Consider the following 16997-nt stretch of genomic DNA (forward strand, 5'->3'; position numbering starts at 1 on the left):
GCAAAAGAGGTTTGAAGCACCTAACGTTACAGGACCATACCACCGCTTGCCTGAATTCAGGGCAGGCGGTCTTTTGTCTATGCATCAACGTCAAATTCATGTAATATAAGTATTAATTCATTTTCAGGAACCTGGATGATGCTGGAGGGAAAACCATGAAAGATTTGAACGATCTGCAATTAAAAGTTCTGGATCTGCTAAAGGAAGACGCGAGAAGGACTCCCGCACTGCTGTCGACGCTGCTGGGGGAGTCGGAAGACAAGATTAAGAACGCCGTGGCACAGCTAGAACAAGACCACGTTATCGTAAAATACGCAACCGTCGTGAACTGGAGCAAAATAGATGATGAAAAAGTAACGGCCCTGATTGAGGTGCAGATCACGCCGGAGCGTGGTCGTGGTTTTGAAGGGATTGCCGAACGCATCTATCTCTATCCGCAAGTGAAGTCCGTATATCTCATGTCCGGTGCATACGATCTGCTCGTTGAAGTGGAAGGTGGCAACCTGCGTGAAGTCGCTAATTTTGTGTCGGAGAAACTGTCTCCGATAGACTCTGTACTTTCAACCAAAACGAATTTTATTCTTAAAAAATATAAGCAGGACGGGATTATCTTTGAAGACCATCAGGAAGACAACCGTCTCATGATCTCGCCGTAAAGGAAGATGTGTCATGATAGTGAATGAACAGACAACCGGGAACAACAAGAAAATGACATCTTATCTGGCACCCCTCGTGCAGCAGATACCTCCATCCGGAATTCGTAAATTTTTTGATCTGGTTGGAGACAACAAGGATATTATTACATTGGGTGTGGGTGAGCCTGATTTTGTTACCCCTTGGCATATGCGTGAAGCTTGTGTATACTCGCTGGAAAGAGGCATGACCAGCTACACATCCAACGCAGGTATGCCGAAGTTGAGAGAAGCCATCAGTGAATATCTGGATACGCAGTTTGATACCAAATACGATCCCAAGGATGAGATTATTGTTACTGTGGGTGGCAGTGAAGCGATTGACCTGGCTTTGCGAGCATTAATTGTACCTGGCGACGAGATTCTCATCCCTGAACCTTCATACGTGGCTTATTCACCAATCGCTTCAATCGGTGGCGGTATACCGGTTGGTGTTGAAACCTACGCGAAAGATCAGTTCAAGTTAACGGCCGAAGCACTTGAAGCTGGCATCACTCCGAAGTCGAAAGTGGTTATTCTGTGTTATCCGAGTAATCCTACTGGAGCCATCATGACGTATGAAGAGTGGCTGCCTATTGCTGAAGTGATTAAAAAGCATGATCTGATTGTGATCGCTGATGAAATTTACGCTGAATTGACGTATACGCAAAAACATGTTAGCTTTGCAGCTATCCCTGACATGAAGGAGCGGACCATTCTCGTAAGCGGATTTTCAAAGGCTTTTGCAATGACAGGTTGGCGGATTGGGTACATGTGTGGTCATCCTGAGCTTATTGCAGCCATGCTCAAAATCCATCAGTATACGGTAATGTGTGCGCCGGCCATGGGTCAGGTTGCTGCACTTGAGGCGTTGACGAATGGTTTGGGTGAAAAGGATCGGATGGTAGAATCGTATAATCAGCGTAGACGTTTAATTGTGCAGGGATTCAGGGATATTGGACTTGACTGTCATGAACCTCAGGGAGCATTCTATGCATTCCCAAGCATTCAAAAGACGGGTATGAGTTCCGACCTGTTTGCTGAGCGATTGTTAACGGAGAATAAAGTGGCTGCTGTTCCGGGCAATGTTTTTGGACCTCAGGGTGAAGGCTTCTTGCGTTGTTCTTATGCTACTTCTGTAACCCAATTAAATGAAGCTTTGGAACGAATCGGAAACTTTGTTTACAAACTGCAAAAAGAGGGTTAATACTAAAGTAGAATCTTTTTACAAATGTAACATTGTTATCATTGGAAAAAAATAACTTTCTTTTACAAAATAATGTGATATAATTTCAATTTGAAATAAGTTTTCATAAATTTGGAAACCATTTTTCCAAGGAGGGGTTAGCTTTGTTTTGTGTTGAATATGATTTACCGACGAATCGTGGGCACGTTCTGGCAGAAGGCGATCATGGCGACCGATGGTCGGTGAAACCCGATAACGCATCTTTGCATGACATTTCCTTGGAAGATGAAATTCATATGCTTCGTCGCAAGATGGAACAGATCTTCCTCGAAGAGAAATCATTCACATCCGATATTGTAATTGAAATCAGCAGTTTGCTGGATTTAAAGATTAATGAATATATGAAGGCTAACCCGATTAAAGGAAAATAACGTTTATGCTGGATTGAAACGTTTCATTAATTGAATTAGAAAGGGAGACCTGAGAGGGTCTTCTTTTTTTTTGTGTAAAGCAACAAGGGTAATCCCTCAATAAAACAGGTTATTTTTTTGCGTGGAACAATTGTGATATATTGGACGTAGGAGACTAAAGGGGGAACTGGAATGAAGAGATTTTGGGGGCTTACTGCAATCATTTCTATCGTTTTTCTGCTTGCTGGTTGTGGAGGTAAAGATGGTTTTTCCATATTCATCATTGATAACCAAGGAAATCCATCTGTAATCTCAGAGCAGTTACAGGCCAATCTGCAACAGAAACTGGGTGAGGAACCCAAGGTGGAAGTGATTACCAGTGCAATGTATGATGTTCAGAAAATTATGGTAGAATATGCGGCTGGAGGACATGATATCTTCATTTTGCCTGAATCCGACATGAAACAATACGGAAGTAATGGCTCCAATGTTCCGCTGGATGATACTTTTGATCCCAAGAAGTTTGAACGGGGTGTATTTGAGGGTGGAGTATTGGTAGAGAAGGGTGAAGGAGATGAAGGTTCAGATATCAAACAAGAATCACATCTTTACGGCATCCCACTTGAAGATATGAAAATGTTTAAAGATGTAGAATATGCTGCGAGCAATTTGTTCGCCACCATTCCAGTGTCATCTTCCAATGTCGAAGAATCCAAGAAAGTGCTGAAGGCGCTGACAGAGTAAAGAAAATTCAGAATGGCTATGGAAGGAGGGAAGCGGATTGCTGATTACGGTCACAGGCGGCATAGGTAGTGGTAAAACCCGGTTTGCCCTCAAGTACGCAGCCGGGATTAGCCGGGAGGGTGTATATTTATCCACTGGTGATCATGATCCCGTTATTCCCGAATTGCCATCCGCTCATTATCGTGCCATTCATGCCGGGAACGGTCAGCATCTGACAGAGGTGATCACCCAGATTAATCGGGAATCCAATCTGTTTTTGGCGGATCAGCGTATTGTAATTGTAGACAGTCTGACTTCCTGGATGGCTGCCGGGTTCAGGGCAACAGCGGATCTGGATCATCAGCGTTCAGAGACACAGCTTTTGCTTGATGCTTTATTGTCTTATCAGGGGAAGTTGCTTGTGATTACCAATGAAATGCATGGCACATTGCATCCTACCGAGGAAGAACGAATATTTACAGCGAGAATGGCTTCGGTTAACCGGATGCTGCAGATACATGCTGAAAAGATGTACTTGCTGGTATCTGGTCTGGCTATCGATCTTAAAAGTCAGGGCATGCGAAATGAAGATGAACGATAGCGAGATGACATAAACGGGTGACATAAAGAAGCCTCCTTAACCACGAATTGGTGGCGGGGAGGCTTTATTTATTAATCTATTCTATTTATTTCTGCTTTTTGTTACGTCTGATCCACCAGATGATACATCCGATGACAATGATGGCCAGAATGACGTACACTACAATGGAATAGACGTCCATAAAGTGCAAAATGCTCTCCCATGATGCGCCAAGCGCAGCACCAACGCAGACAAGAATGACATTCCAGATCAATGTACCAATGGTTGTAAAGAGAAGGAATAAACCAAATTTCATATTGGACATGCCTGCGGGAATGGAGATAAGACTACGGACGAGGGGAACCATTCGGCAGAATAATACGGTCCACATGCCATATTTGTCAAACCATGCATCGACACGGTGAATATCCTCTTTTTTGATGCGCAGAACATGTCCCCAGCGTTCCACAATTTTCTCAAGACGTTCGACGTCAATGAGTAGTCCAATACCATACAGGAGAACAGCACCAAGGACGGAGCCAATGGTTGCGGCGATAATAACTCCTGGAAGAGTGAGACTGGTATAGGTGGTCATAAAACCGCCAAACGGCAAGATGATTTCGGATGGAATCGGGGGAAATACGTTCTCAAGAGCAATAATGAGTGCAATGCCTATGTAGCCGTATTGTTCCATGAAATCGGTTATCCAGTTTTGCATAATCGTCTCCTTTACTTTTGGTTTCCTTCGATTTGTCGTATACTCGGCAGAGCACACCAATTCTTATATACGTGTGAAGCGATAGAGGGGTTTCTGAAAAAATGGCATTCCCGTATTCATTATTATATTACCAATTGGAGGGATAACGATGGGCATATATACACGAACAGGTGACGAAGGACAGACTTCGGTCATCGGTGGACGCGTCATCAAGGATGATGACCGAGTTGAGGCTTATGGCACGATTGATGAGTTGAACTGTTTTGTCGGTCAGGCGATCAGCCTTATTGACTCTGCTCAAGGGGAATTTGAAGATCTGCGTGAACATCTGCTGGAAGTTCAGCAGGAACTGTTTGATTGCGGGTCGGATCTGGCCTTCGTGAAGATTAGTGAAACCAAATATAAGGTGAGAGATGAAATGGTCACACGTCTGGAACAATGGATCGACCAGTATGATGCAGAGAATCCAAAAGTGGAACGGTTCATTATTCCAGGTGGCAGTCAGCTGTCTTCTGCTCTTCATGTGTGCCGTACTGTATGTCGTCGCGCAGAGCGTCGCACGGTAACACTCGGACAACACACAGATATTAATCCGTCTGTACGGAGGTATCTAAACCGACTGTCTGATTATTTCTTCGTGGTTGCACGGACGGCCAACGCGAGACAACAGGTGGCGGATATTGAATATGTGCGGAGCAAAAAAGTCTTCCGCCGCAAAGAATGAGCCAATATTATTCGCCGATTGTCTACACGGTGACCGAACAAGAAGATGGCTGGCTGCTGAAGACCGTGCTTCAGCGCCGACTGCTGGTGTCGCGTAAGCTTTTGTCCAAAATCAAGCTGACTGAACAAGGTGTCATGTTAAATGGAGAGCGCGTTTATATTAGCGTCAAGGTAGCTGCGGGTGATGTCGTTGAAGTTCGGATGGAGCAAGAGGAATCAGATGATATTTTGCCTGAACCTATCCCCTTTACCGTTCTGTATGAAGATGAGCACATGCTTATTGTCAACAAGGATGCGGGCATCATCGTTCATCCGACACATGGACATTATACGGGTACTTTGGCAAATGGCGTTGTTCATTACTGGAAAACCAAAGGCGAGCGCTTTCGGTTTAGACCGATTCATCGACTTGATCAGGAAACGTCAGGTGTGCTGGCCATAGCCAAGAACCCTTATGTGCATCAGCATGTGTCTGAACAGATGATTGCAGGAACAGTGGATAAGAAATATATTGCACTTGTGCACGGCAGCCCTGTCCCGGAACAAGGGGCGGTGGACGGACCGATTGACCGCGATCCTGAAGAGCCACACCGCCGAATCGTTACACCTGATGGCTACGCTGCAAGAACGCTGTACACGACCGTAACACGTTGGTCAGGGGGCAGCGCCAGTGCAGTAAGTCTCAAGCTGGAAAGTGGCAGAACCCATCAGATCAGGGTACATATGACGTCCATCGGCTGTCCATTAATCGGTGATCGAATGTACAAGACACTACCTGTCCACGAGATCGATGAGCAGACCATGGCTGTCCGGGAAGTACGGGACAGCTGGATCGAACGCCAGGCATTACACGCTTGTGAATTGACGTTTGAACACCCAATTCTACAGGAACGCATAACGTTCCAGGCTCCTTTTCCAGCAGATATGGCCGCGCTGGAGAAGCGTTTGAATGATGAGGCAGCTCCCAGAGAAGAACTGTAATAAGCCTGCGAAGAGGTCTTTAGATTTACTTAGATACACACTCTGTATCGTAGCTTTCTTTAAGGCCCGTTCTGCTTGAGGTTCAACGCTGTTTGCTTAAATCTTGTTTGTGAGGGATGCTTCATGCACCCGAACAGTATGCCGTAGGCTAATCTTTATGGTTTAATGTATTGATGTTTACCAATTTCATGTTAAATATCTCAAGAATTCAAATCTTACAGCTTTTAAGGATATAAAAGCTGTAAGATTTTGACCCAAAAAAATATAGCGAATGTGTCTTTTTGATCTCATTCGCAAAAGTCAGTAAAATTACATGGCGATGGTATCGATTTGGAGCGACTTTTGGATTTGCGAAGCAAACCAAGGGAAGCGAGAAGTCGAAACCGGAGCCACACCGGAGCCACAGGAGGAACACATACCATGAGTAACTTAAAAGTATATCAGTATGCCAAATGCGGCACATGCCGCAAAGCTGTAAAATGGCTTGAAGCGCAAGGACATGAGCTGGAGTTAATCCCTATTTTTGACTCACCGCCATCAGAATCTGAACTAACAGAACTCATCCAAAAGAGTGGACTGGAAGTGAAAAAGTTCTTTAATACGAGCGGGGAAGTGTATAAAGAACAACAATTGAAGGACAAGCTTCCGGGCATGTCCGCTGATGAACAGATTCGTTTGTTGGCTTCCAATGGTCGTCTGATCAAACGTCCGATCGTTACGGATGGAGAAAAGGTAACGGTTGGATTCAAGGAAGAAACGTATGAGCAGGAATGGAATAACGCATAAACGCGCTGAATATCAGCCTTGAATTGTTCAAAATTCAGGGCTTTTTTGGCTGATCGATGGTTGGCGGAACTATGCTATAATGATAGAATTAGTTCGATATTTTATATGCTAGATCAGGATAGGAGAGAACAAATTCAAGTGAATCAACGTAATGAACCTACTTTGTTGCTGGTAGACGGTATGGCGGTGTTGTTCCGTGCTTTTTATGCGACATCTGCAAGCGGATATATCAGACGTACAAAGGCAGGATTGCCTACCAACGCAGTCTACGGATTTATCCGTTATTTCTGGGATGCGGTTCAGACTTTTGGGCCAAGTCATGTCGTATGTTGTTGGGATATGGGCGGTAAGACGTTCCGCGGTGAAGAATATGCAGCCTACAAAGGTAACCGGGCCGAAGCTCCGGATGACCTGATTCCCCAGTTTGCCCTGATTCGTGAAGTGATGGATAGCCTGGGTATTCCAAATATAGGTGCACAAGGATTCGAAGCCGACGATTGTATCGGGACGCTAGCGAAGTATTATACCGAAGAGACCGATATGAATGTTATGGTACTGACGGGGGACCACGACATGTTGCAACTGATCAATGACCGCACAAGTATCATTATTATGAAAAAAGGCCATGGCAACTACATGGTGTATAATCCTGAAACGCTCATGGCAGAGAAACAGCTGACACCTCGTCAAGTGATTGACATGAAGGGTCTGATGGGAGATGCCAGCGACAATTATCCCGGAGTACGGGGAATTGGTGAGAAAACAGCGTTGAAGCTTGTACAGGAATACGGCTCCATTGAAGGGATTTTGAGTAACATGGATAAACTGACCCCTTCGGTGCGTAACAAGATTGAGAATGATCTGGACATGCTTCATCTGTCCCGCAAACTGGCAGAGATTCATTGTGCTGTTCCGGTTGCCTGCGCGCTGGATATCTGTGAATTGCGTCTTGATCCGGATATGGTGATGGACAAGTTTGAACAACTTGAGATGAAGAGCCTTGGCTCTTGGATGGGAGTGGCAATAGGGTGAGCAACATGCAGAACGTACGAACAGGCAAAAAGTGGTGGACAGGGGCTATGGCCCTTGTCCTGGCCTTGCCCGTAATTCTTTCGGGAGCATTAAGTGCGCCACAGACAGTGGATGCCAAAGCAGCAATTAGCACCAAAGTACAGAAAGTAAAAGCAGCAGGACGTAATTTTACCGTACAGACCGTTTCGATTCCGAAGGGAACACCGGTTACCGTGGGACTCGCGAAGAAGCAAGTTGGCCAGACGGCAACATTGCCATCAATTGTGCAGGCTTATGGCGCACAAGCAGCCATTAACGGAGCATTTTTTGAAGCATACAACGGAGCACCAGATCCATACGGCATGTTAATAGCAAATGGTAAGGTCATACATATTGGAAGATACGGAACATCCATTGGATTTAAGGAAGACGGCTCGGCGATCATGGATTCACTTCAGGTGAGTTTGACAGGTAAAGTAACGGATACAAAAGGTAAATCACGCAGTTGGTATGCAACCTTTATTAATCGAACACCTTCAGCGAACGCGAGCATAACAATGCTGTATACGCCTGAACGAGGTGCCACAGTCGGGTTCAAAGGTGGCACTGCGGTTGTCATGCAGAAAGGTATCGTGACCAAAAAAGTGCCCAATACAAATGTAGCGATTCCTAAGAATGGCTCGGTATTGGTCTTCACTGGTAATCAGAAGTCTTCTTCGGATCGTTTCACCGTTGGTTCGACCGTAGAAATGAATTATAAGTATACGAACGCAGCAGGCAAAGAAATCCCTTGGCAAGATGTAGTGACCGCTGTTGGGGCAGGACCACGTCTGGTGAAAGACGGCAAGGTAGCTGTAAATCCGACGAGCGAAGGTTTCAAGGATGCCAAGATTCTTAATGCTTCCGGAGCCAGAAGTGGTATCGCCATCATGGCGGACGGCTCTGTTATGCTGGCTACCGTTTCCGGAGCGACAATCAAGGAGTGGGCAGCGGTGATGCAGAAGCTTGGTGCCAAACAGGCCATGAATCTGGATGGCGGTGCTTCCTCGGGCATGTATGCTAGGGGCAAAATGCTAACTTCTCCAGGCCGGCTTTTGAGTAACACACTTGTATTTGGTGGTTCTGTGCGTTAAAAGAAAGTGATTATGGGAGGTATGATGCCAAATGACACTCACATCTGATCAAAAGCCAGGGGAGGGAAATACAGCTGTTCTGGCCATTAATGTAGGACTGCCGCAGCCGCTCCCTGGGCAGAAGCGTGAAGTGCTGAGCGGCATTGTGAAACAGCCTGTATCCGACGCGGTTTTCCTGTCATTCACTGGAATGACAGGGGACGCGCAGGCGGATCTGGTGCATCATGGCGGCCCTGACAAAGCCGTTTGTGTATACGATTACAGTCGTTATCCGGCGCTGGAACAACTGATGGATCGCAAGCTGGATTGGGGAGCTTGTGGAGAAAATCTGACAGTTGAAGGCTGTGCCGAAGAAGACGTCCGGATTGGTGATGTGTACGAGTTGGGCGAAGCCACAGTGCAGGTCAGTCAGCCCAGACAACCTTGCTTCAAGCTGGGGGCGCGGTATGATTATAAGGAGCTGCCTGTTTATTTTCAGGAGAGTGGATATACCGGCTTTTACTTTCGTGTACTGCAAGAAGGTGAGGTAGGGCCTTCATCGATATTTCGACGGATCAGCACCGATCCCGCATCAATGACGGTTCTTGAAGCCAATCGAATTATGCATCAGGGGAAAGAAAATGTCGATGGTATCCAGGCGTTGCTGGCCATTCCTTCGCTGTCAGACAGCTGGAAGCAAACGTTAATGAAACGTTTGTCCAAGCTGGAGAACAAGTAGCAGGGTAATTATAGTGTCATCAAGTAAAGCAATCCGAATTTCTTTTTAAACTAACTTGGGAGTGTGACTAACATGACGATCTTAGGCGCAATTGAAGCAGGCGGAACCAAATTTGTATGTGGTATTGGCACAGAAAACGGAGAAGTTCTGGAACGCGTAAGTTTTCCAACAACAACACCGGAAGAGACAATGGCTCAAGTGATTTCGTTTTTTGAAGGCAAAGGCATTGAAGCTTTGGGTGTAGGTTCATTCGGTCCGATTGATCCGATTGAAGGAAGCCCAACATATGGCTATATCACAACAACACCAAAACCACATTGGGGACAGTATAACGTGATTGGCAAGCTCAAGGAGCATTTTGATGTGCCGATGACATTTGATACGGATGTGAATGGTGCGGCACTTGGAGAAGCAACCTGGGGCGCTGCACAAGGCCTTGAGAGCTGTCTGTATATCACTGTGGGTACAGGTATTGGTGCAGGTGCTGTGGTTGGCGGTAAAATGGTCCATGGATTGTCACATCCAGAGATGGGACATATCATTGTACGCAGACATCCGGAGGATACATACGAGGGTTTCTGTCCGTATCATGGTGACTGCCTCGAAGGCCTTGCAGCAGGACCGGCCATTAACAAACGTTGGGAGCAACCGGCTTATGAACTGCCTGCAGATCATAAAGCTTGGGAGATCGAAGCACATTACCTGGCACATGCACTGATGAATTATGTTCTCATTCTTTCTCCGCAGAAAATCGTCATGGGTGGCGGAGTAATGAAGCAGGAGCACCTGTTCCCGATGGTGCGTAGCAAACTGCAGGAGTTGCTGGCTGGATACGTTCAGCATCCGGCACTTCAATCCGACATTGACCAGTATGTTGTTTCACCAGGACTTGGCGACAATGCAGGGCTGTGTGGTTCGCTGGCGCTTGCCAAGTTGGCATTGAATAAGTAGGTCATTAAGGGATTGACGAATTTTACCATTGTGGTATGATATGGGCAACAGCATAGTACGGTTAATGAGGAAGCACCTCTCTTGCATGGATTTTGCAGGAGGGGTGTTTTTTTTTGTGCTGCCTATAGGTAGTATCTCTAACTCGTATAAGCTGAATATTCAAAGGGAGGGAACGAAAATGGAAGTCATTTTCATGAACAGATTGTCCAGAATGTCAGATCAGAATGCAGAGTATGCACAGTTATGGATTGGGGAAGAGGAAGATAGTTGGCAGCTGGGATGGAGTCGCTACGAGGAAGGAGAGCGTGAGGACAGCATCTGGTATGAAGGGACTTCTTGGGAGGAGCTGCTTCATATTTACCGTCATCAGCTTGCCATACAGATGAGTGAGGGGTACCGACCGCAGTTGCAGGGGTTATTTCATGAGAATGATGATCTGAAGTCACGCAGTTATGGTGGACAGCGGCTCCATTGTTACAGTGAGTTATACGGCAATGAGCAATTATATACGGATCTGTGCACATGGCGCAGGAAGAGAGCTGTGTCTGACCGGAAGGCACCGTATTTTATTGCAACAAATCGTTTGCTGCGTTTGATCAGTGCCTTTGTTCCGCAATCGCTGGATGAACTGATGCAACTGCCGGGCGTAGGAGAGAGCAAAGCAACTGAGTATGGTACGGAATGGATGGAGATTACAAACGGGTTGGAGCGTTCAACGACATTCCCGCTGGACTGGGTATACACGGCGCTGAAGGAAGAAGAGTATGAGAGTTGGTTATACAAGCAGAGAGAGCAGAAGTATAAGCAGGAACTTGATAAGTTCACCACGCGTAAGCAGGTGCTTGAAGGCATGAAGGAAGGGTATACGTTAGAGGAGATTGTTAATCGATCCGGATTATCCCGACGTGAGTTGGTTGAGCTGTTAGAGGCACTGGATCACGAAGGTTATGACACCGATTGTCTTCTTGATGTGGAGCTGGCAGTGATGCCAGAGAACGAACAAGAGGCCGTATGGAGTGCGTATGAGGAGCTGGGAGATACGTTCCTGAAGCCAGTATTACATAAGGTGTATGGAGGAGAGAAACCCGATGGAGGAAGTCTGGAGCAGGTCTATGAAAGACTGCGCATGATTCGAATCCGCTTTCGTCGGCACACAGAGACAGAGAAGAATGTTGGTTAATGATCAGAAATGAAAAAAGACGAGGCGTTTTCTCCCGGAGGAGCGCTTCGTCTTTGTTATTTCATACGAGTTCATACCCAGTCTTTCTTGCGGAAAATGAAGAACATGCTCAGGCCCAGTGTAACCATCAGGCCAATCACAACAAAATAGCTGTATTTCCAGTTAAGCTCTGGCATATTCGTAAAGTTCATGCCGTATATACCGGTAATGACCGTCAGCGGCATGAAGACCGTGGTAATGGCGGTAAATACACGCATGATCTCATTCGCCCGGTTCGCAATACTGGATTGGTAGGCTTCTCGCAAGTTGCCCATCAGGTCGCGATAAGTCTCAAAGGTTTCAGATATTTTTACAGCATTCTCATAGATGTCACTGAAATACTTTTGCAGTTGATCATCAATGAGACGCAGATCTTTTTTGTTCAAGGTGTTAATGACCTCTTTCTGAGGTCCGAGCACTTTTTTCAGCCACAGAATCTCACTGCGTAGCCCGATAATTTCATTCAGATGTGACTTTTTGGTGTGCATCAGAATGTCTTCCTCAAGCTTCTCGATCCGTGCTTCAATTCGGTCACCTACGGTGAAATAATTATCAACAATCAAGTCAACCAGCAAATACAGCAGACGATCCGGTGTACTGATTTCCTGTTCCCACAGGATTGGTTTCAGTGTGCGCAATTCGCTGACCTTTTGCTTGGTAACACTAATAATGAAATGTCTGCCGAGGAATAAGTTCACCGCACGTAGAAATATCTCTTCATCATCGAAACGGATGCTATTAATCACAATAAAATAATGGTTCTCATAAATTTCAATCTTCGGACGTTGTTCTTCGTCACTAAGACAGTCTTCCACAGCCAGATCATGCATCAAGAACAGCGGCTGAAGTACCGCCAAATCGTCTACGTCTGCATCAATCCAGTAAAATCCTTCCGCTGGTGGAGTCAGCGCCTGCTGAATGTCGTCCACCGGAATAAATACACCGTTGTTTACCAACCGGATTTTCATCGTTAATCTACTCCTTCTGCACCCGCCAACTTGGCGGATATTATCATTATGGGCGCAAAAAGAACAAATCAGCCGGTCGGCAGCGGAGCCTGGAGATCAGGGCTGCGTACACTATATAATCAAACGGAAGTCACGTCCCGCTGCCGGCATGCTGATGTCAATTCTCTATGCAGTTTGTCGGAATTCGGCTGCCAGTCAGGCCTCGGGTCGCCATCCATTTAATATGTCACCTCTCACATAAGGGTTTATAACACCTTGTTTAGTATACCGCTGGTACAAGGTGCTTTCAAGCGCAAAAATGTGTCTATTTCGCGCCCTGAGGCAGTGTATGACAACGGATGATGAACGGTTCCGATCTGGGAAGCAGACATCGAACTGCATCTTGACGTGAGGGCATTAATGTAATAAAGTAGACGGTGAACCATATTAAATTACAATCTAATACAGCGAAATCTTATCAAGAGTAGGTGGAGGGACTGGCCCGATGAAACCCGGCAACCGGCGGTATACCGCACGGTGCTAATTCTTGCAGCGACTAAGTGTCAAGTGGCACTGTTGTAACTGAGAGATGAGAGAGGCGCATATCTATTTTACATATGACCTTTCTCGAAATCCGAGGAAGGTCTTTGTCATATGCCCCGACTTCTCAGCAGTGATTTTCGCTAAGGAACTTGAGGTTGTTTGTAACGTTGAATGAAAGAGCAATTCAATGTTTTTACAAGCTCGAGGCAGTCTATAACTGTATTGATGTGAAGACATCAAGCCAAGGGTGGCTGCATCTATCTATGCACAAGGAGGAGTTAGACTTACTATGCCAATCAAAATACCCGATACTCTACCAGCAAAAGAAGTACTTGAAGGAGAGAATATCTTCGTCATGGATGAAACTTCTGCATATCAGCAGGATATTCGTCCACTCCGTATCGCTATATTAAACCTGATGCCCACAAAGGAAACGACCGAAACACAATTGCTTCGTCTGGTGGGAAACACGCCTATTCAGGTGGATGTCGTTCTCGTACATCCCAAATCCCATACGTCAAAGAATACGTCTCAAGAGTATTTGGATTTGTTCTATAAAACCTTCGATGAGATTGAGCACCGCCGTTTCGATGGAATGATTATTACGGGTGCCCCGGTGGAACAGATGGATTTCGAAGACGTGAACTATTGGAATGAAATCCAGGAGATCTTCGAATGGACCAAAACCAATGTGACTTCAACCCTCCACATATGTTGGGCTTCCCAGGCAGGTTTATACCATCATTTTGACGTACCCAAGGTTGCACTTGATGAAAAGTGTTTTGGCGTTTTCCCACATACCATTAATAAACCACATGTTCCGTTGTTGCGTGGATTCGATGAAGTATTCAACGTTCCACATTCCCGTCATACGGAAGTGAGACGCGAAGATATTGAAAAGAATGAGAATTTAGAGATTTTGGCTGAATCCGAGGAAGCGGGGATCTTCCTGGTTGCTACCAAAGACGGCAAACAGATTTTTGCCACAGGACATGCCGAGTATGACCCGTTCTCATTAAAGTGGGAGTATGACCGGGATGCAGCCAAAGGGTTGGATATCGCATTGCCTAGACATTATTATCCGAATGACGACCCTTCCCGTGTGCCACCGGCTACTTGGCGCGCTCATGCCAACTTATTATTCTCTAACTGGCTCAATTACTATGTGTATCAAGAAACACCTTACGATATTGGCCCGCAAATCTAATCGAGATTACAGGAGGATGCAGCAATGGAAGACAACAACAAGTTGAAAATCGAAAGCCGCTTAGCACAAATTGGGTCCATCAATGAACCGGTAACAGGCGCCATTAACTTTCCGATCTATCAATCCACTGCGTTTCGCCACCCGAAGCTTGGACAAAGCACGGGGTTTGATTATATCCGTACGACTAATCCAACCCGTAAAGTATTGGAAGAAGCCGCCGCAGCGCTGGAGTCCGGTGATGCAGGGTTTGCCTGTAGCTCGGGAATGGCCGCGCTGCAAACGATTTTTGCCATGTTTGGTCAAGGGGATCATCTGATTGTATCGCTGGATCTGTATGGTGGAACCTATCGTCTGCTGGAACGTATCCTGTCCCGTTTCGGCGTAACTGCAAGTTATGTGGACACGAATGACCTTGCAGCACTGGAGAAGGTTCGTCAGCCGAATACAAAAGCTGTATTTATTGAGACACCAACCAATCCACTGATGATGATCACAGATGTGGAAGCCGTTGCTTCCTGGGCGAAAAGTTACAACCTGTTGACCATTGTTGACAACACGTTGTTGACTCCATTTTTCCAACGTCCGATTGAACTGGGTGCCGATATCATCATTCATAGCGCTACCAAATATCTGGGTGGACACAATGATGTGCTCGCTGGACTAATTATTACCAAAGGTGAGGCGTTATCTGCAGAGATGGCGTTCTTGCATAATTCCATTGGAGCGGTATTGTCTCCAAGTGACTCCTACCAGTTGATGAAAGGTATGAAAACGCTGGCTCTTCGCATGGAGCGTCATGAGCACAATGCACTTACTATTGCTAAATACTTGCTTGAGCACCCAGCGGTGGTTGAAGTGTATCATCCAGGCCTATCCGATCATCCGGGGTATGAAATACAGAATAAACAATCCACCGGTAACACAGGTATCTTCTCTTTCAAAGTGAAGGATGCACGTTATGTTGAACCGTTGCTGCGTCATATCAAACTCATTGCTTTTGCCGAAAGTCTCGGCGGAGTCGAATCACTCATGACTTATCCGGCAGTACAGACTCATGCGGATATTCCGCTTGAAATTCGTGACGCCGTAGGTGTGGATGACCGTTTGCTCCGGTTCTCCGTAGGCATTGAACATGCGGATGATCTGATTGCAGATCTCGGCAATGCTCTGACAGTTGCACAACAGGAAGTGGAAGGAGGCGTGCACTCATGAGTGAGTCCAACAACAAGCCCAATTCCGAGTTGAAATTTGATACCAAATTGCTCCATTTTGGCGATGAGATTGACAAAACGACCGGAGCCTCCAGTGTACCGATCTATCAAGCATCAACATTCCATCATTTTGATATCTTCAATCCGCCTCAACATGATTACAGTCGTTCGGGTAATCCGACACGCCAGGCTCTGGAAGATTACATCACACTGCTGGAGGGCGGCGCACGAGGTTTTGCCTATTCTTCGGGGATGGCTGCGATTTCAAGCGTGTTCATGATGTTCTCCGCAGGAGACCACATGATTGTAACGGAAGACGTATATGGAGGTACGTATCGTTTGCTTACTTCCATATTAAGCCGCATGCAGATCGAGACGACCTTTGTAGACATGACCAATATAGATGAAGTAAAAGCGGCACTCAAGCCAAACACCAAAGCAGTTTATATGGAAACACCGTCCAACCCTACACTGCGAATTACGGATATCGCTGCCGTAACTGACTGGTCGAAGGAACATGACCTGATCACGATACTGGATAACACTTTTATGACACCTTACTATCAGCGTCCAATTGAGCTTGGTGTGGACATCGTCGTACATAGTGCTACGAAGTTTCTCGGAGGTCACAGTGATGTACTGGCTGGGTTAGCTGTTGCTCGCACGGAATCACTTGGCGTACAACTGAAACAGTTGCAAAATGGACTTGGAACTGTACTCGGGGCACAAGAATCCTGGCTTCTGATGCGCGGGATGAAAACCTTGGGGGCTCGCATGGCTCATAGTGAACGGAGCACAGCCAAACTGGCGGCATGGCTTAATGAGCGCAGTGATATTACCGCTGTCTTTTATCCTGGATTGGAGGATCATCCGGGCCGTGAGGCACATGAGCGCCAGTCCACAGGATATGGAGCTGTCGTTTCATTTGACGTCGGTTCAGGTGATCGCGCAAAAGCAGTTCTTAACCGGGTGAAGCTACCTATTGTTGCTGTAAGCTTGGGAGCTGTGGAGAGTATTCTGTCCTACCCAGCTATGATGTCTCATGCGGCAATGCCGGCTGAGGTTCGCCGTGACCGTGGCATTACAGATGGGCTGCTGCGCTTCTCCGTAGGTCTGGAAGATATCGAAGATCTCATTGTAGATTTGGAGCAAGCACTTCAGGAATCCTAGTAAAAGTGGATGACCGAATACGCCGATGCGTATCACTTAATCTCGAATAAACTCCATTCCATATGTAAAAATTTTTACTTATTTTTAAAGCACCTGTACATAAGGTGCT

Annotated in this window: 18 protein-coding genes and 1 riboswitch; of the genes, 16 read left to right on the forward strand and 2 right to left on the reverse strand. The window is 46.2% G+C overall.

All coding sequences use genetic code 11. The features are described from left to right. The first annotated feature begins 155 nt into the window (after window positions 1-155). From J2X75_RS01380 to J2X75_RS01400, 5 genes are all read left to right on the forward strand, one after another. Complete coding sequence (locus tag J2X75_RS01380; protein ID WP_024628343.1) at window positions 156-656, forward strand: Lrp/AsnC family transcriptional regulator; 501 nt, start codon at window positions 156-158, stop codon at window positions 654-656. A 13-nt stretch (window positions 657-669) separates the two neighbouring features. Further along, complete coding sequence (locus J2X75_RS01385; protein ID WP_036610094.1) at window positions 670-1878, forward strand: aminotransferase class I/II-fold pyridoxal phosphate-dependent enzyme; 1209 nt, start codon at window positions 670-672, stop codon at window positions 1876-1878. Window positions 1879-2066: 188 nt separating this feature from the next. Next, on the forward strand, window positions 2067-2288 hold the full coding sequence (locus J2X75_RS01390) for an aspartyl-phosphate phosphatase Spo0E family protein (RefSeq protein ID WP_176872852.1): 222 nt from the start codon (window positions 2067-2069) through the stop codon (window positions 2286-2288). 171 nt (window positions 2289-2459) lie between these two features. Beyond that, window positions 2460-3011, forward strand: coding sequence for a hypothetical protein (locus J2X75_RS01395; RefSeq protein WP_310333874.1), 552 nt, complete (start codon window positions 2460-2462; stop codon window positions 3009-3011). A gap of 37 nt (window positions 3012-3048) precedes the next feature. Further along, entirely contained in the window at window positions 3049-3591 is a 543-nt protein-coding gene (locus J2X75_RS01400; protein ID WP_310333875.1) for a bifunctional adenosylcobinamide kinase/adenosylcobinamide-phosphate guanylyltransferase, read from the forward strand. Between the two features lie 85 nt (window positions 3592-3676). On the opposite strand, the gene J2X75_RS01405 is transcribed toward J2X75_RS01400, so the two are convergent. Continuing rightward, entirely contained in the window at window positions 3677-4288 is a 612-nt protein-coding gene (locus tag J2X75_RS01405; protein WP_310333877.1) for a DedA family protein, read from the reverse strand. A 148-nt stretch (window positions 4289-4436) separates the two neighbouring features. Between J2X75_RS01405 and J2X75_RS01410 the strand changes: the two genes are divergently transcribed. The 8 genes from J2X75_RS01410 (at window position 4437) to J2X75_RS01445 (ending at window position 11771) form a co-directional block, all read left to right on the forward strand. Further along, complete coding sequence (locus J2X75_RS01410; RefSeq protein ID WP_036610088.1) at window positions 4437-5012, forward strand: cob(I)yrinic acid a,c-diamide adenosyltransferase; 576 nt, start codon at window positions 4437-4439, stop codon at window positions 5010-5012. Continuing rightward, complete coding sequence (locus tag J2X75_RS01415; protein ID WP_310333878.1) at window positions 5009-5992, forward strand: RluA family pseudouridine synthase; 984 nt, start codon at window positions 5009-5011, stop codon at window positions 5990-5992. The genes J2X75_RS01410 and J2X75_RS01415 overlap by 4 nt, the downstream gene beginning before the upstream one ends. Before the next feature lie 420 nt (window positions 5993-6412). Continuing rightward, window positions 6413-6778, forward strand: coding sequence for an arsenate reductase family protein (locus J2X75_RS01420; protein WP_017689621.1), 366 nt, complete (start codon window positions 6413-6415; stop codon window positions 6776-6778). A gap of 138 nt (window positions 6779-6916) precedes the next feature. Continuing rightward, window positions 6917-7810, forward strand: a complete 894-nt coding sequence (locus J2X75_RS01425) for a 5'-3' exonuclease (RefSeq protein ID WP_017689620.1) — start codon at window positions 6917-6919, stop codon at window positions 7808-7810. 5 nt (window positions 7811-7815) lie between these two features. After that, the gene (locus tag J2X75_RS01430; RefSeq protein WP_310333880.1) at window positions 7816-8922 is read left to right on the forward strand and encodes a phosphodiester glycosidase family protein; all 1107 of its coding nucleotides are present in this window, start codon (window positions 7816-7818) and stop codon (window positions 8920-8922) included. A gap of 31 nt (window positions 8923-8953) precedes the next feature. Continuing rightward, window positions 8954-9640, forward strand: a complete 687-nt coding sequence (locus J2X75_RS01435; protein ID WP_310333882.1) for an MOSC domain-containing protein — start codon at window positions 8954-8956, stop codon at window positions 9638-9640. Window positions 9641-9712: 72 nt separating this feature from the next. Further along, entirely contained in the window at window positions 9713-10591 is an 879-nt protein-coding gene (locus tag J2X75_RS01440; RefSeq protein ID WP_047842269.1) for an ROK family protein, read from the forward strand. A gap of 178 nt (window positions 10592-10769) precedes the next feature. Beyond that, window positions 10770-11771: an HRDC domain-containing protein gene (locus tag J2X75_RS01445; RefSeq protein ID WP_310333884.1), complete on the forward strand. Its 1002-nt coding sequence runs from the start codon at window positions 10770-10772 to the stop codon at window positions 11769-11771. A 71-nt stretch (window positions 11772-11842) separates the two neighbouring features. On the opposite strand, the gene corA is transcribed toward J2X75_RS01445, so the two are convergent. Continuing rightward, entirely contained in the window at window positions 11843-12778 is a 936-nt protein-coding gene (corA, locus tag J2X75_RS01450; protein ID WP_062833460.1) for a magnesium/cobalt transporter CorA, read from the reverse strand. A 451-nt stretch (window positions 12779-13229) separates the two neighbouring features. Continuing rightward, a riboswitch (SAM riboswitch) is annotated at window positions 13230-13353 on the forward strand. 236 nt (window positions 13354-13589) lie between these two features. Between corA and metA the strand changes: the two genes are divergently transcribed. From metA to J2X75_RS01465, 3 genes are read left to right on the forward strand one after another with little or no spacing between them, the layout of a single operon-like run. Beyond that, entirely contained in the window at window positions 13590-14507 is a 918-nt protein-coding gene (gene metA, locus J2X75_RS01455; protein ID WP_036610071.1) for a homoserine O-acetyltransferase MetA, read from the forward strand. A 24-nt stretch (window positions 14508-14531) separates the two neighbouring features. After that, on the forward strand, window positions 14532-15719 hold the full coding sequence (locus tag J2X75_RS01460; RefSeq protein WP_310333888.1) for a PLP-dependent transferase: 1188 nt from the start codon (window positions 14532-14534) through the stop codon (window positions 15717-15719). Next, window positions 15716-16888: a trans-sulfuration enzyme family protein gene (locus tag J2X75_RS01465; protein ID WP_036669808.1), complete on the forward strand. Its 1173-nt coding sequence runs from the start codon at window positions 15716-15718 to the stop codon at window positions 16886-16888. Before J2X75_RS01460 ends, J2X75_RS01465 begins: the two co-directional genes overlap by 4 nt. Window positions 16889-16997: the final 109 nt, after the last annotated feature.

It is taken from the genome of Paenibacillus sp. 2003, from assembly GCF_031455635.1.
GTDB classification, from domain to species: Bacteria; Bacillota; Bacilli; order Paenibacillales; family Paenibacillaceae; genus Paenibacillus; species Paenibacillus amylolyticus_B.

What these genes read in the sequence shown, in the direction of transcription:
- J2X75_RS01380 (WP_024628343.1), top strand. Translation starts at nt 156, where the DNA reads ATGAAAGATTTGAACGATCTGCAATTAAAAGTTCTGGATCTGCTAAAG.
- J2X75_RS01410 (WP_036610088.1), top strand. Translation starts at nt 4,437, where the DNA reads ATGGGCATATATACACGAACAGGTGACGAAGGACAGACTTCGGTCATC.
- J2X75_RS01465 (WP_036669808.1), top strand. Translation starts at nt 15,716, where the DNA reads ATGAGTGAGTCCAACAACAAGCCCAATTCCGAGTTGAAATTTGATACC.
- J2X75_RS01385 (WP_036610094.1), top strand. Translation starts at nt 670, where the DNA reads ATGATAGTGAATGAACAGACAACCGGGAACAACAAGAAAATGACATCT.
- metA (WP_036610071.1), top strand. Translation starts at nt 13,590, where the DNA reads ATGCCAATCAAAATACCCGATACTCTACCAGCAAAAGAAGTACTTGAA.
- J2X75_RS01420 (WP_017689621.1), top strand. Translation starts at nt 6,413, where the DNA reads ATGAGTAACTTAAAAGTATATCAGTATGCCAAATGCGGCACATGCCGC.
- J2X75_RS01415 (WP_310333878.1), top strand. Translation starts at nt 5,009, where the DNA reads ATGAGCCAATATTATTCGCCGATTGTCTACACGGTGACCGAACAAGAA.
- J2X75_RS01405 (WP_310333877.1), bottom strand. Translation starts at nt 4,288, where the DNA reads ATGCAAAACTGGATAACCGATTTCATGGAACAATACGGCTACATAGGC.
- J2X75_RS01395 (WP_310333874.1), top strand. Translation starts at nt 2,460, where the DNA reads ATGAAGAGATTTTGGGGGCTTACTGCAATCATTTCTATCGTTTTTCTG.
- J2X75_RS01440 (WP_047842269.1), top strand. Translation starts at nt 9,713, where the DNA reads ATGACGATCTTAGGCGCAATTGAAGCAGGCGGAACCAAATTTGTATGT.
- corA (WP_062833460.1), bottom strand. Translation starts at nt 12,778, where the DNA reads ATGAAAATCCGGTTGGTAAACAACGGTGTATTTATTCCGGTGGACGAC.
- J2X75_RS01430 (WP_310333880.1), top strand. Translation starts at nt 7,816, where the DNA reads ATGCAGAACGTACGAACAGGCAAAAAGTGGTGGACAGGGGCTATGGCC.
- J2X75_RS01435 (WP_310333882.1), top strand. Translation starts at nt 8,954, where the DNA reads ATGACACTCACATCTGATCAAAAGCCAGGGGAGGGAAATACAGCTGTT.
- J2X75_RS01445 (WP_310333884.1), top strand. Translation starts at nt 10,770, where the DNA reads ATGGAAGTCATTTTCATGAACAGATTGTCCAGAATGTCAGATCAGAAT.
- J2X75_RS01460 (WP_310333888.1), top strand. Translation starts at nt 14,532, where the DNA reads ATGGAAGACAACAACAAGTTGAAAATCGAAAGCCGCTTAGCACAAATT.